Here is a 14,706-nt window from a genome sequence, read left to right on the forward strand (position 1 = left end):
ATGGAATGGAAACCAACGCGCATTGCGATATCACCGTCCGTCAGCGTCTTCCCGCTACCGGATATCCGACCTCGATTCGAACGATGATCTGATCAACCTGCGTGCCGTCTGATTTGATGTGGTTACCGTTTTCGCCGGACGGGCCGCGCAATATCAATCCACCGGCTCCCGGTCGTGATACTGAGCGTACCGTCGACCAGGACAAACTTCACGGTTCCCATATCTGGCCTAACCCGGCCGCAGCGCAGAGCAGCGCCCATGCCGAATAGGGAATGCCGGCTTCCCCGCTTATCCAGCGTCTGAGCTGGCGGCCGCTCTTATCTGCGAGCCCAAGGAAATCAGCGGCCTGCCTGCCGGAGAATCCCGCGAGGCGAATCACTTCCTGGATTTCCGCTCCGGTGGGTTCCATCCAGTTGACGGCCGGCTGCAGGCACTCAGGGCGAATTGTGATCTGAACGGTTGTTGTCATCTGTTTTCCTTGCGTGCGATCGGATTCTTAAAGCCACAAGGGCCGGCGCTCGCCTTCCTTCCTGTCGATGGGGCCGTCGCGGTGCTCGCGAGGCGCCCATGCCAGACGATGAGTCTCCACAAGATCGCGCGCGATGCCCTCGGAATCCGCCGCCGAAAAGTGTAGCTCGATCGGCAACTCGCGGGCTGGATCCCCGTCGATCGCGACAACCAACGTGACATGACGATAGCCGGGCGCCTCCGAATGCGTCACATAGCGCGCCTGATAGCGTTCGCCGCGAACAGGAGGCGGCTCAGGTGCGGGACGTTTGTCCAGATTCCAGCGTGCGATTATCCGCTGCCACCGCTGCTGTCCGTCGGGAAAATAACGATGCACCTCAACGTCGGGACGATGATCGAGCCGCAGAACGGCCAGGCAGTGCTCGAAAAGATCGTCGTCCAGTGCACGCAGCGCCGTGAGATCGAATCGGTAGTCGGTTCCGTTGTACAGGCCCGCGAGAAATTCCGCGACGGTCTCCGCCTGTTCTGTAACGCCTTCGGCAACATCGACAAGCTGCAGGAGCGAATCGAGGCCGCGGTCCCGATCTCCCGCGCGGATCTCGGCTGCACGCTGCGCTGGCGTCAGGCCGCCGTGCGCATTCGCAAAAAACTCCGTGAGGGTATGCTGGAACGCCTCGAGCAGGTGCTCGGGCACCTCGCTGGTAATCCGGTGCGTTTGTGGGCGAGGCGGAATGTTCATGGTGTTACCTTGCTTGTCTGGCGTAGAGGGCTTCGGTCTCATGCCCGTGTTCAGTGATAATAGGAGCGGTGCCGAACGACACCGCCGCATCCAGAGCTTCGGCTGGCGCAAGCACCAAGACCATACTGCGGAAATCTACGTCCCTGTAACCAGCGCCAGTGTCCTGCTTTTGTCGGCGCCAGGCCACAACCCTGTGTGGCTTGAGACGTCCCGGTCCTTCGGCGCCTCTGCCTTTCCTATCTACTCCTGCTGATTCAGTCTGTGTACCGGATCGTACGACAACTCGGGGCTCGACGGTTCGCAAGCCGGTCCTGGATCCAGCCCCCACGGCTTCGCCGTGGGGGAATCACGCAGCCTGCGACTGCTTGACGACCCCGGTCGTGGTCTGCTTGCGCCTGACCGGATTGTCCCGGCGTTACAGCGCCGCGCCGGCGCTCTCCCCACGCCTGCCGGCGCGGGTCCCCGTGCGCCTCAATCCGGGCGCGCCGGCGCGCGCGTGACGCCTGCGGTTATCCGCACTCAGGGTCTGGCAGGAAGGAGCCAGCCCTACCGGCCGGCTGGGGCGCGCATGCTGATGATGCTATCTTCAGGCAGGTGCGAGGCTGTGCGGAATATCGCCACCGCCCACGGTTCCAGCGTCATCCCCTGTACCGGTCAACGGCCCCGGCATGGACCGGGGCCGAAAGGGATTATTCCTGACGTCGCGCGAGTTGCGCCCGCTTCAGTTCACCCGGTGCGCCGAATTCGAAGTCGTCAACAGTGAAGTTGTAGCCGTAACGCTCGACGCCCTGGCCGTCCCGGAAGTCGTTGTTCGACAGCCTGGCTTCAACGATCAGTTGATCGCCCTTCAGGACGTTTCTGGCGATGGCCTCACCGCGCGAACCGAAGGCAGTAAACTGGATTCGCACCTGACGCTCTTTCGCTTCGCCGCTGCCTTCGTCGCGACCGGCGTACTCGTTGGAAATCAGGGTGAATTTTGCCACCCTCGAATCACCGTGATTCGAGAGAACCGGGGTCGCAGCAAGGCGGCCAGTAAAGAAAAGCCTGTTCATGATATGTACTCCTATATGTGTGGGAAACGATGAAGGACTGCGGAACGTGGGGTGCTACTGGTGAATGCCGAGCGAGCGCCGGATCGCGTAGCGCGCTTTGCGCTCGCCGGACAACTCGCCGTGCTTGGCGCCGCGCCGGTAGGCCTGGACCGCTACATTGATCTGTCCGGGCAACCAGTCGGCAGGGGCGGTGAACAGCAAGATATCGCCGTCTTCATCAAACACGTCGATGCGGGCGAGTTCGCCGATACCCCGGCGCAGCGCGAGTGCGCCGTCTACGCCATGAACAATCGTGTCGGTTGCGTCATGCATGGTGTGATCTCCCGGGGGTGTCTGCAGGCTTAGGCGGAAAGGCGTGATAAAGGTCCGCGTCGGAGGAGGCCGGCAGGGGGGCGCGCGGCGGCACCCGGTCGAACTCGGACAGGGCGGCCCGTGCGATTGCACGAAGTTCGTCGCGGTGCATCTCGATCGCGTGACTGTCGCCGTCAAGCATGTTTGCGATGCGGTTGAGCGCTTCGGCTGACCTCGCAGCAGCGTCGGCCGACAGCGCCATGCGCAGCAGTTCGGCGCGCACCACCGACCGGTCGCCATACTGCCAGACGGCCAGCAGGGGAAAGAGTGCGGTTAGCCATGTAGGTCGGATATGAACGGTATCCATTTGATGTCCCTATCGTGAGGGTATGCCCCGACCGGCAGGCCGGGGCATACCGGTTAGCCGCGCAGGCGGCGCAGTTCGTCAGCGAGGACCCAGAGGGCGCGGTTGAGCCTGATGTTCTGGTCAATGCCGGTCACGGGGCGGGTCGTGGTACCCCGGCCATTCGCATTACGACCGCGCAGACCGCCGTTGATCATGTTTTCCTGCACGCGATTGAACGTCGTCCACAGGTCCGGGGCACGATCCTCCATGCGATGCGGTGTCAGGAGTTGACGTTCAGTAATGGGAGCTGGCTTGTCATCGTCGTACCGCAGCGCAAGCGCGGCCCGCGCGAAAGCGGCCTGTTCTCCGTCGGTCAGCGCCAGACCGGCCATTCCCTCGCGCTGCCGGGTCGCCGACTCGAAGCCGTCGAGCACCCTGAACGCCCCCTCGATCACCTCGCCGATCACGTCGCCCTTGTGGGGCACGCGGATATCGCCAACGGTGTCTCCGCAGACCATGCCGTTCTGGCAGACAAACCGGAACATGCCCGCGATCATCTGGTAGCTGCTGGTGCCATCGTGGCTGTTAAGGAGGATGATTTCGTTGGCTTCATGGCCCGTAATCTGGTCCGCGTGCCGCAGACGGACCATGTGTTTCGTGTGGGCGCGCTTGTCGTCGTCGCGTACGCGGGTCTGGCAGACCATGAAAGGCTGGAAGCCTTCCTTGCGCAGGCCGTCCAGCACATCGCTGGTCGGGATATAGCTGTAGCGCTCCGAGCGGCTTTCGTGTGCGGACAGCGCAAAGATCGACGGGGCAACCTCCGCAATCTCGTCATTCGTCAGCGGGCGATCCGAACGTGTGCCAACTGCAGTGCGGCTGAAGCGGTTTGTCAGGTAAGTGGTGTCCATGCTGTTCCCCAATATCGGGATCAGCCCCGGCCCGCAGGCCAGGGCTGGTCGGTTAGTCAATTGCGCGGAGGATGTTGGCGGCTTCCACGTGCTGGGCCGCGTAGGCGCGCAGTGCGTGGTAGTGACCGATGATCGTGTCGTTGCCACACTTTTCGGCCAGATGGCACAGGGCAAACAGCGTGACGACGATGCCGAATGCGTCGGCGCCCATCATGTCGTTGTAGCCGTTCATGTGCCACCGGACGTGCATTCGCCCACAGCGCTCAGGGGCCATGTAAAAACCGCCGTTGGACAGCTGGAAGAAATTCCATGATCCACCGTTGTAGGCACGGCAGAGACGGCGTGCCCAGTCGTACACCAGTGCTTCGCCCTCGAGATGATGCGCACCCAGGTAGTGAGGAAGAAAGTTAAGGCGCAGCTCTTCCGCAACGACGCTCGACGATACCTTGAATTCATTATCAATCACGGTTTATCTCCGGTTTCGGACCACAACGGAATGTCGGGCCACGCTTTAATAATAGGTCTTTTAGACCTTAAATCAAGGAATAATTGGATTGATGTTGTTAACTATGCGTGATTGGTGATTAATATTGTTGATCGGTTTATTCTTGTGTAATAGGTCTTTTAGACCTAACATATAAGCGTGGCCCGACATTCCGTTGTGGTCCGAAACCGGAGATAAACCGTGACTGTATCTGTTGAAAACAGAATTACCGAGACCGTACTTGAAACCAGTTTCGGCAACGAAACGAAGATCGAGTACGTTGCCTATGGGCTGCTTTGCAAATCACCGTCGAACGTGCGCAAAAAAGCGCCGACCGGAATTGAGGAGCTGGCTGTTGCCATTGAGGCCAAGGGACTGATGCAGAACCTGGTCGTGCACGCGATGAAGGGTTCACGCGCGAAAAAGGCAAAACTCGGCGTGTGCGCCGGTCAGCGCCGTCTCGCCGCGCTCGACCTCCTGTTCGAACGGGGCAAGATCACGACGGACCATCCCGTTCCGGTCAAGGTTGTCAGCGAGGCCGAAGCCGTCGCGGCGTCGCTGCTGGAAAACCAGCATGAGCCGATGCACCCGGCAGATCAGTGCGAAGCGTTCCGGATGCTGGCCGGGGAAGGCAAAAGCATCGAATACATCGCGGCGCTGTTCAGAATCTCACTCTTGATGGTGCGGCGGCGGCTGAAACTGGCGAACGTCTCGCCGAATCTGCTGAACCTGTTTCGCAACGACGAAATGAATATCGACCAGGTTACGGCGCTGGCGCTGGCCGACGATCACGATCTGCAGCAGCGGGTGTGGTCGGAGGCGACCGAGGCATGGCAACGCGAACCGCGCGAACTGCGTGCCGCGATCACCGGCACTGAGATCGATGCGAGCCGCAGCCATCTGGCCAGATTCGTCGGTCTGGACGCCTACGAGGCCGCCGGTGGCCATGTACGGCGCGACCTGTTCAGCGACGCGGAGAACGCTGGTTATATCGCCGATCCGGATCTGTTGCACAAGCTGGCCACCGAACGACTGGTGGCGGCGTCGCAGGAAGTCGCCAAGGAAGGATGGGCCTGGGTCGAAACGCGCACGAAGCGAGACTATGGCGAAGTCATGGCCTATGGACGGTTGCCGTCGTTTTCGCGTGAGCTTACGACTGACGAGCAGACCGAGCTCGACGCGCTAATTGCTAAGCGCGACGAAGCCGATGCGAAGCTTAATACTTACAATGACAGCGAAGCCGACGAGGACGATGCACAGCGCGAGCCACTGGAAGAACAGGCGTATGCGCTGAACGACCAGGTCCACACCTTCGGAGAGCGTCTTGAAACCTGGGCCGACGACGACATGAAAATGGGCGGGGTGTTCATCACGATCGACCAGGATGGCGAGCTCAACATCGAGCGCGGACTGGTGAAGCGCGACGATGTGGCGCGCGTGTATCCGAAGGACGACGCGAGCGATGGCGAGGCAGGCATGGCGACAGCTGACCCGCAACCCAAAGAGAAGCCGCTGCACGGGGAAAAGCTGTGCCGCCGTCTGACGGCGCACCGGACCGCTGCCGTGCAGGCCGAGCTTTCCCGCCGTCCAGTCGTCGCACTGGCCGCTTTCATGAACCGGCTGATTCCCACCGTGTTCGACGAGCGCTACCGGTTTGCGTATGCCGAAAGCGCCGTGAAGATCGACGCACACACCTCGCGCGATGCGCTGGTGCGCGAGGCGGACGACATGGAGTCGAGCGTGGCTTTTACGCAAATTGAGGCCGACCGGGCGAAGTGGGCAAAGCTGCTGCCCAAGGACGTTGACGACCTGCTGCCATGGCTGCTGAAACAGGAATCGGACGTGATGGCCAGGCTGTTTGCGTTCTGCGTGGCCGCGACGCTCGACAGTGTGAGTTCGACGGATCGCATCCACCCCATCAACACGCTCGCGGATGTAATGCAGATAAACATGGCGTACTACTGGAAGCCGACGCAGCAAAGTTATCTGAATCACGTATCGAAAGCGAGGATCATCGACGTAGTGACCGAGGCGGTCTCGGTGGAATCGGCCGCGGAACTGCAAGGCATGAAGAAGGGCGACGCGGCCGCAGGTGCAGAGCTTCGGATTGCCGAATCGGGCTGGCTTCCGGAAGTGCTAAGAAAGCGCAAGGCAAACGATAAGGGCGAAACAAAGCGCAAGCAGACGCGCTAGTGTGAAACAAGCCCGGGCCGGACGGCTCGGGCAACGCCTCCCGGGTCGCAATTCGTGCGGCCCGATTTTCACCGCAGCGGGCTGATCGCCCACCTTCCTGCAAGTGCATTCTCCCGCACCCAACCCGACAGCGCCAGTTGCGCACGCGTGAGCGTTCGGATTGAGGCGCGCGAATCGACAGGGACCTTGCCGCGCCTTAGGTGCAGGGAAACCGCCGCGCCAGAGCGCAGCCCGGAGGGCCATCCAGTCGGGCGTCGTGCGTTACGCGGAAACCTTCTCCGCCGCCGCTTTAGCAGTTGCCTCTGTGCTGCCCTGCGCTTGCACCTTCTTCTCACTTTCGCGCTCAGCGATGAAAGCGTCACCGCGTTTTTTGAGCGTCCGCTGCAGATCGCCATCCGCCCTGAACTGATCAAGCGCCCATAGCAGCGCACCGGTCAGCGTGCCGCGATCCACCGGAAAATCAACCGTTGAAACGACGCCGCCGAGATCGATAAGTTCGCGCGTGTGCGCCTTGCGCTGATCCTCGCGCCGTGCGCTAAGCATGCGGGCCGCTTCGGCCTTCATTACGTCGGCCTTCTGGTTGATCTTTTCAAGCCGGACCAGCTTGTCGAGCTGGCGCGACTCCTGCGCGGTTGGATTCGGAATCGCAGCGAGTTCGACCAGCAGCGATTGGGTGGCGGTGGGCGACTTCAAACCCTTGATGTACTGGACGTGTTCCGTGAGCCATTCGGCGTTTGCCATCATGTTTCTCCTGGATCAGTTTCAGGTTGCGTTGGGCGACAGCGCAGGCAGACCATCGGCTCCTTCCTGTCAGGCCATTCCGGATGATGAAAAATCGCAAACCGGTTTAGCAAGGATGGGCCACGTAAAATCTGGCGAGCAAAGCGGGTCAAAGCGCGCTTCCGCGTTTCCATGCTAGCATGGAAACAGCTTATGGTAAGACAAATGCCAATCCGCCATGCCAACCTACCACCTAAGCGTGAAAGCAGGCAGGAAAGCCGCCGCTGGCGAGCACGCCAAGTACATTGCGCGTGAGGATCACTACGCCTACATTTCCCGCGGCGGCCGGTACGAGGAGCGCGGCGACCTGAAGATGACCGAGAGCGGCAACATGCCGGCGTGGGCCGCACATGACGCGAGCATTTTCTGGCAGGCCGCGGACACCCATGAACGCGCGAATGGTCGACCGTACACGGAAATCGAGGTTTCGATACCGCGCGAACTGGACGATGAACAGCGCGTCGCGCTCGTGCGCGAGTTCGTTGAACACACGCTCGGCGAGCGTCACGCGTACACGTGGGCGATCCACAATCCGGCGGCAAGCGACGGACTCGAACAGCCGCACGCACACATCATGTTCACGGAACGCGTGAACGACGGCATCGCGCGTGATCCGGAGCAATATTTCAGGCGCTGGAATGCAACGGAACCTGAAAAGGGCGGCGCTGGAAAAGACCGCTATCTGAGCAGCCGGCAGTTCGTGCGCGACGTGCGCGAAGAATGGGCCGTCACGGCAAATCACTTCATGGCGCGGGTGGGCATCGAGGCCCGCATCGACCACCGCAGCTACCGGACGCTGGGCATCGAACTGGAGCCGTCGGTCAAGGTGGGCGTCGCGCGCTACGCGGGAGAGCGCGGCGTGATGGCGAGTGTGCTGGAAGAGAACCGCCAGCGCGCATTCCGCAACGGCCAGCGGCTACTGATCAATCCGGCGATCGCCGTCGCCGCCCTGACGGTCAACCAATCCACGTTCTCACGACGCGACGTCGAGCAGTTCGTGTTTCGCAACACCGACGGGGCCGAACAGTTCCGGCAGGTTTACGCGCGCCTGATGAATTCGAAGGAACTGCTGGCGCTAAAGGATTCCGGACGGGCGGGCGAGTGGTTCACGTCAGCGGATCTGCGTGCGATCGAGGTACGACTGGTCGAACGCGCGCGTGAAATGAGTCATGCCGGCGATGCTGCGGTGGGCGATACCGCAGCGCGTGAAATGCTGCGTGCGACCCGACAGTTCAATGCGGGGCAGGATGCGGCTTTTGTTGCGCTCGCCGGCGGCGCCCAGCTGGTGGTCGTGAATGGCGCAGCGGGTACCGGCAAAAGCTACGTACTCGCGGCAGCACGCGAAGCGCTCGAGGCGGACGGGCTGCGCGTAGTCGGCGCAGCGCTGCAGGGTAAGACGGCCGACGATATGCAGCGCGATGCCGGCATCGCGAGCCGGACGCTGCACAGTCTGCTTTCGGGCATCGAGCGCGGCACCGTTACGCTCGATGCAAAAACGGTTCTGGTGATCGACGAGGCCGGCATGGTCGGCTCGCGGCAAATGGAAAAACTGCTCGGCCACGCGCAGGCGGCCGGTGCGCGCGTACGCCTGGTGGGCGATGCGTGGCAGCTGCATGCGGTCGATGCAGGCGATGCTTTCCGCGCGGTATCGCGCGAAGCGCTCGCCGGGGACCGGTTGGAAAGCCTGACCGAGATCAAGCGCCAGAACGAGGCCTGGCAGCGCGAAGCAACGTTGGCGCTGGCCCGGCATGATGTGCAAACGGCGGTGTCCGCGTATGCGGAGCGCGGTGGCGTGCAGCTGTATGCCACCGTCGGTGACGCGCGCGAGCAGCTGATTGCGCAATGGCAGGATGATCGCCGGAGAAGCCCTGGCAAGGACCTGTTGCTGCTGACTCATACCAACGAAGAGCGCTGCGCGCTGAATGCGCGAGTGCGCGAATTGCGACGGTCCGCCGGCGAGCTGGGTGCCGAACAGACCGTGCGAGCCGAAGACCGGCACATTGCGATCGCCGCCGGCGAGCGGATCGTGTTTCTGCAGAACGAGTACGTGATGCAGGTCAAGAATGGGACGCTGGGCGCCGTCGAACGGATCGACGCGCCGGCGGACAGGAAAGCGACCGGTGCCGTCCTGCATGTGCGGCTCGATGACGGCCGGCGACTCGCGGTCGATACGGCACAGTACGGCCATTTCGATTACGGTTACGCGCTCACGGTCCACAAGAGCCAAGGTGTAACAGTCGACGGCGCGTATGTGCTGGCCACGAAGAGCATGCACGCCGAACTGGCCTACGTCGCGATGACCCGGCACAAGGAAAATCTGGTTGTGGCGGCCGGACGGGACGAATTTGCGGACGGCACGGCGCTGATGCGCAGCCTGTCGCGTGCCGACGAAAAATCGTTCAGTGCACAGCACGAACTAAGGCCGGATCGCGATCGTCGGCCGGAGACGGGCTACCGGCACACACTGAACCAGCGACGCGTCGAATTTTCGAATGCGCCGCGGCCGCGACGGACGGAAATGACGCTCGGTCGGGCCGTCGAACAGTATGCCGACGCGCTATCCCGCGCGTCGGTCGCCAAGGGCGACAGCAGGCCGCTGGCTGCAAAGGAGCGTGCTGCGCTGAAACGGGCAGGGGCTGCGCTAGACCGCCGTGACTCCACGATGCGACGCGAGATCCGTTACGTTGTTGAGAGGGACGATCGTGCCTGGAGGGCACTCGTTGAGCTCAGCGGCGCCGAGCGGGCAGCTGCTCTGGTGAACGAGGTCGTCGCCGCGCGGGCGCAGCAACGCGGACTTGATCTGCGAGCAACTGAAGGCACGCTACCGGGATCGCGTAGCGGAACGTTCAGACGTTTTGCGGACATGACGCGTGAGGAACGGCAGAATCGTCGTAGCGAATCCAAGGCGCCATTGCGTGAGGCGGCAAGTGAGCCAGTCGCGCTCGACCGGTCACAAAGTACGAAGGACCGTGGTCGAGGCGGGCCGGAATTCGGCGATTGACTTCGGATATCAGAATAACTGAATGAGATAAAAATTACGTGAATTACCTGAGTCCTCAATTCAGATCTGACTGGTCTCTTCAGGCGATGCGGCCACCATATCAATCACTCGAACAGATGAGCTGTGCGCAATGGGATCGTTTTCTGCATTTTCCATATGAGAAGGAAACGATTTCAATAATTGCAGGATTTGTTAGACGACCCCGATTGGCATCGCCTGATTCAGATCATGACACTCTGGTTTCGACGATTGAATCCGTGGGCAATTCGTCCTATTAAAATCAACGGCCATTAGTCAGGCTGTCACGGTTGAAAATGACTTTCGGCGCTGGGAATTACTTTGGTGAACTCGTGGATCAAAAGCTAGTACATTAGAATCAACCCCGATTAGTGGTGTTATCAGGGTTGAACAGTGCAAAAGAAAACGCCCGCGTTCTGTCGCAGGCGTTTCCGTGGCCCCGCTACCGCGTCCTATGGGGCGACTTCGAGCCCCTTGCTGCTGTTAGGACCGGCTTCCGCGCGGCTCCCTTCCAGTATAGGGCGCACGTTGGGATATCCAAGGTCGCCCTTCGCTGGCTCGCTGGCGACAGCGGAGACCGTCATGCCTGACATCATTTGCGGACCTTCGTTGATACCTCGACAAATTGTGGCTATTAAGCGCGGTTTTGCTAATAGCAGTTATCAAAACTGTATGCGATACGGCCCCAATTTTATGGGTGATGTGCGCTCACACAACTAAAGTTGTTATTAAATTTCAACTAAAGTTGTGACTGCCCGCGCGCCTTGCCATCCGGTGCGCCTTTCCCCCGCGTCGCCGCTGGAACAGGCCGCCGACCTTGCGCGCGACGACCGTCTGGCCGCCCCCCGCCGCGCACTGCGATACAACTTTCGTTGAAATTGCGCATCGCGTTACAGCTTTAGTTGCCGACGTCGACGCGATGGTTACAACATTAGTTGAAATGGGATTTGGCCCGGAAGCCTTGCGGGAAGGAGGTTTGCTGGAATTTTTGCGATGCACAACCGTAGTAACAACTTTAGTTGTGTGAGCGGGCATCGATCGATTCAGGCTTCTGCGCAAATGCGGAGCGTCCGAAGTTGGTGCGTTCCAGCGCGCTCGCCTGTCTCCGGTTGCGAACACGCGATGGCGGGCACGGACCTCTCGCAGGTGTTCGGACGTCAAGATGTGAGCCCGGATGCCGATATACTCGCTACGCATTTACGGACATGGCGACTTTCCCGGCAGAAAACCCCCCGCCGCCAGGCGCCTCCAGGCCGCCCACGGAGAATTGTTTGATTTTGAACCGACCGTCCATCATCTGGCGCGCGATCACCTTCGTGGTGATCGTGTGCCTGTCTCTCGTCGTGCTTGATGGCTGGCGAAGCTGGACCGCACGGGCAGTCGAGTTGGGCGAAATGGATGTCGCCACCTCGAATCTCTCACGGGCAATGGCCCAGCAGGCCGACGACACGTTCAAGGAAGCAGACACGGCGTTGCTGGGCATCGTCGAGCGCGTGCAGCACGATGGCACGGGCCCGGCTGCTCTTAACCGGTTGCACGACGTTCTGGTGATGCGTCGGCAGGAGCTTTCCCAGCTTGACGGTCTGTTTGTATTTGACGAAAACGGAATCTGGATCGTCAATTCCACGTCGGTGCCACTCGATCGATTCAACAACTCGGATCGCGAATATTTCAACTTTCATCGACACAACGCTGATCCTGGTCCGCACATTGGCGTCCCGGTAGTAAGCAGATCGAGTGGAAAATGGGTTATTCCCGTTTCACGGAGAATCAATAAACCGGGTGGCAGTTTCGGCGGCGTTGTGTTGGCCACCGTCGATATCCAATTTTTCAAGACGTTTTACGATAGCCTTCAGATCGGCAATGCGGGAGCCGTTGCCCTCGTCCTGGATAGTGGCGTGATGCTGATGCGTCGACCGTTTGACGTAAAAATAATCGGCAAAAACATGAAGGGAACCGAGCTGTACCGCTATTACACGACGCAGGGGCCGGCCGGAACGGCTTTCATCAAGTCGGCGCAGGATGGCGTCACGCGGCTGAACAATTATCGAAGCCTCCCGAATTACCCGGTCTTTGTAGCCGCTGCGTTGTCCAAGGACGAGATTTTGCACGATTGGTGGAGTGACACAGTCTGGCATTCCGCTGGCGTGCTTTGCCTTGTCATTGTGGTGGGCTTGTTCGGCTGGCATCTGATCCTGCAAATCGAATTGCGAACGACCGCCGAAGCGGAACTGACAAAGACGCACGCCACCCTTGAAACGCTCAATCGGACGCTTGAACGACTTGCCATGCAGGACGGCCTGACCGGGCTCGCGAATCGCCGTCAATTCGATGTCGCATTGCATAACGAATTCAGCCGCGCCGCGCGTGAAGCGAGTGCGCTTGCACTGATCATGCTGGATGTCGATTGCTTCAAGCAATACAACGACATCTATGGGCATGCCGCAGGCGATGACTGCCTGCGAACGATTAGCCACCTCATCAGGGATCTGACCGCCGGACGTCCGGGAGATCTTGCTGCCCGCTATGGTGGAGAGGAGATCGCAGTGCTTCTTCCGGACACCGATGTAGCCCGCGCCGTGGCAATCGCGGACAATATCCGTAGCGCCATTCGTGCTCTGGAAATTGAACATTCGGGCAATCCAACGGGCTTCGTGACGATAAGCGCAGGTGTTGATGCCTGGGTCCCGATTCGAGGCGCGGACGAGCCTGCGGCGCTGATACTGGCGGCCGACAAGGCACTGTATGAGGCAAAGGAAAAAGGGCGAAATCGGGTACTTGCCGCCCGGGGTAGCTTTCTCTCATCGACAACGACTTTACGTTGATCTACTGCAGCGCACCCTGTTCTCATTTCTGCGACGTTTTCGGCGCTCGCGTCCATGATGCGGATGAACACCGCCTTCGCTCGCCCGCTGCAACAGAAGCGGGGACTGCCAGAGCGTCGAAGTCGACCGGTTGATACCGCCGCTTTCGCTCAGGAGCGTTACAGGATTGAAACGGTTCGTGCAGGTGTAGAGCTTTGGAAGAACCGCCCCGCCTCTGCCTCGGGTGCCCGCCTTGATGAAATCAGGGATGGTCCGCAATTTGCGTAGACACATTGCAGACCACGAAGACGCTGCATCGAGCAAGTTCAAACGGCAGCAGAAAAACAGTACGCCAATCGGGGAAAATCATGTTCACACACACTCCGGCCGCCCTCCTGGCGACACTGCCATCTGTGCTTCTTGTCGCCGCACTCCACCATAAGCGCAACGAACCAGTTCGATGGCGCTCTGGATGACAGCGCCATCAGGTCGGCAATGCTTCATTCGCATTTCCGCGAAGACGGAAAACGAAAACATGAAGCGCGTGCTATGTATTGCCCTTGCCGTATTGTTTCTCGCGTCAGGCGAGATGATCTACACGATGCAACAGGAGCGCCATAGGCACAACGTGATCACGGACGATTTCCGTGAGGACCATACGCTGAGGTCTAGCGATATCAAAAACTGCTGGTCTGGGCGCCGCATTTCGACTGCTGGTTTCACACTGCCGGTGAATGAACGGTTGGCTTCTATCCCGCAATCAAAGGCAATCGGGGGAAACGATGGAATTCTTGCTTGGCTTGGGAGTGGGGGTGTCCTTTGGCGCGAGCCTTGGCGTGATCGTCGCATCTGTGCTTCGAATGAGCAAGGACGAAAACCCCGAGACTCGGTTCATGAAACCGGACGGAGCAGCGCTGCGCGAGGCGAGGCCCGCGGCAGACATCGTGTTTAGCCGGATCGACTAGAACATCGTGTTGTCGTTGGCCGACTGCTCGGGCACGGGTTGAATCACATCCCAGTGCTCGGCGATCTTGCCGTGCTCGACGCGGATCATATCCACGATCGCGTTGCCGCGGTCTTGCGGGTTGCTGGTCGAGTGAACATGCAGGAAGACGAGATCGCCGTCGGTCGCACTGCGCACGATGGCCGAACGGGCATCGGGGGCATGCTTGAAGTATTCGGTAAAGAAGCTGATGAACGGCGCGGACCCGGTGGGCACGTGCGGATTGTGCTGAATGTAATTCGGGGCGAGCACGGTGCTGGCAGTCGTGAGATCGTGCCGGTTGAACACCGCATCATAGAAGTTCACGACCAGCGCGCGGTTGCGCTCTTCCTGGGCAATATCGCGAACGGCCGGATGAACCGGCGCGACGCTATCTTCGGCGCGGGCCACATGGCTCGCGATCAGCGCGAAGAACGCAGCGGCGGCTGCCGCGCGCTGGAGCAGGGAGTTTCTGTTTGTCATGACGGTCCCCTTCTTTTCGTTGGAAGCCGGCGGCTGCAAGGACTTTAGCATCTGCAGGTGGCGACGACGAGACGGATCTTGCCAGTGCATCGACGCTCCCGCGCCGAATGGCCTGCTGCTGTCGGTGTTCACAAATGCTGGGAGCGGACGAAAAGTG

The 14,706-nt window shown here is 60.4% G+C and carries 13 protein-coding genes; 4 read left to right on the forward strand and 9 right to left on the reverse strand.

Going from position 1 to position 14,706, the window contains the following annotated elements; genetic code table 11:
- Window positions 1–208: 208 nt before the first annotated feature.
- From A6V37_RS24295 to A6V37_RS24330, 7 genes are all read right to left on the reverse strand, one after another.
- Window positions 209–469: a hypothetical protein gene (locus A6V37_RS24295; protein WP_064269473.1), complete on the reverse strand. Its 261-nt coding sequence runs from the start codon at window positions 467–469 to the stop codon at window positions 209–211.
- Window positions 470–496: 27 nt separating this feature from the next.
- Window positions 497–1,207: a DUF7673 family protein gene (locus tag A6V37_RS24300; protein WP_064269474.1), complete on the reverse strand. Its 711-nt coding sequence runs from the start codon at window positions 1,205–1,207 to the stop codon at window positions 497–499.
- Between the two features lie 689 nt (window positions 1,208–1,896).
- Complete coding sequence (locus tag A6V37_RS24310) at window positions 1,897–2,259, reverse strand: single-stranded DNA-binding protein (RefSeq protein ID WP_064269475.1); 363 nt, start codon at window positions 2,257–2,259, stop codon at window positions 1,897–1,899.
- A 54-nt stretch (window positions 2,260–2,313) separates the two neighbouring features.
- Window positions 2,314–2,571, reverse strand: coding sequence for a hypothetical protein (locus tag A6V37_RS24315; RefSeq protein WP_064286414.1), 258 nt, complete (start codon window positions 2,569–2,571; stop codon window positions 2,314–2,316).
- Complete coding sequence (locus A6V37_RS24320) at window positions 2,564–2,917, reverse strand: hypothetical protein (RefSeq protein WP_242665844.1); 354 nt, start codon at window positions 2,915–2,917, stop codon at window positions 2,564–2,566. Before A6V37_RS24320 ends, A6V37_RS24315 begins: the two co-directional genes overlap by 8 nt.
- 53 nt (window positions 2,918–2,970) lie before the next feature.
- The gene (locus tag A6V37_RS24325; protein WP_064269477.1) at window positions 2,971–3,804 is read right to left on the reverse strand and encodes a DUF932 domain-containing protein; all 834 of its coding nucleotides are present in this window, start codon (window positions 3,802–3,804) and stop codon (window positions 2,971–2,973) included.
- Between the two features lie 52 nt (window positions 3,805–3,856).
- Entirely contained in the window at window positions 3,857–4,270 is a 414-nt protein-coding gene (locus A6V37_RS24330) for an antirestriction protein (RefSeq protein ID WP_064269478.1), read from the reverse strand.
- A gap of 219 nt (window positions 4,271–4,489) precedes the next feature.
- Between A6V37_RS24330 and A6V37_RS24335 the strand changes: the two genes are divergently transcribed.
- Window positions 4,490–6,481 carry a ParB/RepB/Spo0J family partition protein gene (locus tag A6V37_RS24335; protein ID WP_244174051.1) on the forward strand — a complete coding sequence of 664 codons (1,992 nt, stop codon included), beginning with the start codon at window positions 4,490–4,492 and terminating at the stop codon, window positions 6,479–6,481.
- A 261-nt stretch (window positions 6,482–6,742) separates the two neighbouring features.
- Here A6V37_RS24335 and A6V37_RS24340 read toward each other — a convergent pair whose 3' ends face one another.
- The gene (locus tag A6V37_RS24340) at window positions 6,743–7,222 is read right to left on the reverse strand and encodes a conjugal transfer protein TraD (protein ID WP_064269479.1); all 480 of its coding nucleotides are present in this window, start codon (window positions 7,220–7,222) and stop codon (window positions 6,743–6,745) included.
- Between the two features lie 217 nt (window positions 7,223–7,439).
- Here A6V37_RS24340 and A6V37_RS24345 point away from each other — a divergent pair, with 217 nt between their 5' ends.
- The 3 genes from A6V37_RS24345 (at window position 7,440) to A6V37_RS24355 (ending at window position 14,049) form a co-directional block, all read left to right on the forward strand.
- A complete protein-coding gene (locus A6V37_RS24345; protein ID WP_064286415.1) occupies window positions 7,440–10,262 on the forward strand; it encodes an AAA family ATPase in 2,823 nt (940 codons plus the stop codon).
- A gap of 1,289 nt (window positions 10,263–11,551) precedes the next feature.
- Window positions 11,552–13,105, forward strand: coding sequence for a sensor domain-containing diguanylate cyclase (locus A6V37_RS24350; RefSeq protein WP_341272024.1), 1,554 nt, complete (start codon window positions 11,552–11,554; stop codon window positions 13,103–13,105).
- Window positions 13,106–13,866: 761 nt separating this feature from the next.
- Window positions 13,867–14,049, forward strand: coding sequence for a hypothetical protein (locus A6V37_RS24355; protein WP_064269481.1), 183 nt, complete (start codon window positions 13,867–13,869; stop codon window positions 14,047–14,049).
- On the opposite strand, the gene A6V37_RS24360 is transcribed toward A6V37_RS24355, so the two are convergent.
- Window positions 14,046–14,681, reverse strand: a complete 636-nt coding sequence (locus A6V37_RS24360; protein ID WP_423213135.1) for a nuclear transport factor 2 family protein — start codon at window positions 14,679–14,681, stop codon at window positions 14,046–14,048. The genes A6V37_RS24355 and A6V37_RS24360 overlap by 4 nt on opposite strands.
- Window positions 14,682–14,706: the final 25 nt, after the last annotated feature.

The sequence above is a fragment of the Paraburkholderia ginsengiterrae genome (assembly GCF_001645125.1).
In the GTDB taxonomy this organism is placed as follows: Bacteria; Pseudomonadota; Gammaproteobacteria; order Burkholderiales; family Burkholderiaceae; genus Paraburkholderia; species Paraburkholderia ginsengiterrae.

What these genes read in the sequence shown, in the direction of transcription:
- A6V37_RS24340 (WP_064269479.1), bottom strand. Translation starts at nt 7,222, where the DNA reads ATGGCAAACGCCGAATGGCTCACGGAACACGTCCAGTACATCAAGGGT.
- A6V37_RS24320 (WP_242665844.1), bottom strand. Translation starts at nt 2,917, where the DNA reads ATGGATACCGTTCATATCCGACCTACATGGCTAACCGCACTCTTTCCC.
- A6V37_RS24295 (WP_064269473.1), bottom strand. Translation starts at nt 469, where the DNA reads ATGACAACAACCGTTCAGATCACAATTCGCCCTGAGTGCCTGCAGCCG.
- A6V37_RS24315 (WP_064286414.1), bottom strand. Translation starts at nt 2,571, where the DNA reads ATGCATGACGCAACCGACACGATTGTTCATGGCGTAGACGGCGCACTC.
- A6V37_RS24355 (WP_064269481.1), top strand. Translation starts at nt 13,867, where the DNA reads ATGGAATTCTTGCTTGGCTTGGGAGTGGGGGTGTCCTTTGGCGCGAGC.
- A6V37_RS24300 (WP_064269474.1), bottom strand. Translation starts at nt 1,207, where the DNA reads ATGAACATTCCGCCTCGCCCACAAACGCACCGGATTACCAGCGAGGTG.
- A6V37_RS24345 (WP_064286415.1), top strand. Translation starts at nt 7,440, where the DNA reads ATGCCAACCTACCACCTAAGCGTGAAAGCAGGCAGGAAAGCCGCCGCT.
- A6V37_RS24310 (WP_064269475.1), bottom strand. Translation starts at nt 2,259, where the DNA reads ATGAACAGGCTTTTCTTTACTGGCCGCCTTGCTGCGACCCCGGTTCTC.
- A6V37_RS24325 (WP_064269477.1), bottom strand. Translation starts at nt 3,804, where the DNA reads ATGGACACCACTTACCTGACAAACCGCTTCAGCCGCACTGCAGTTGGC.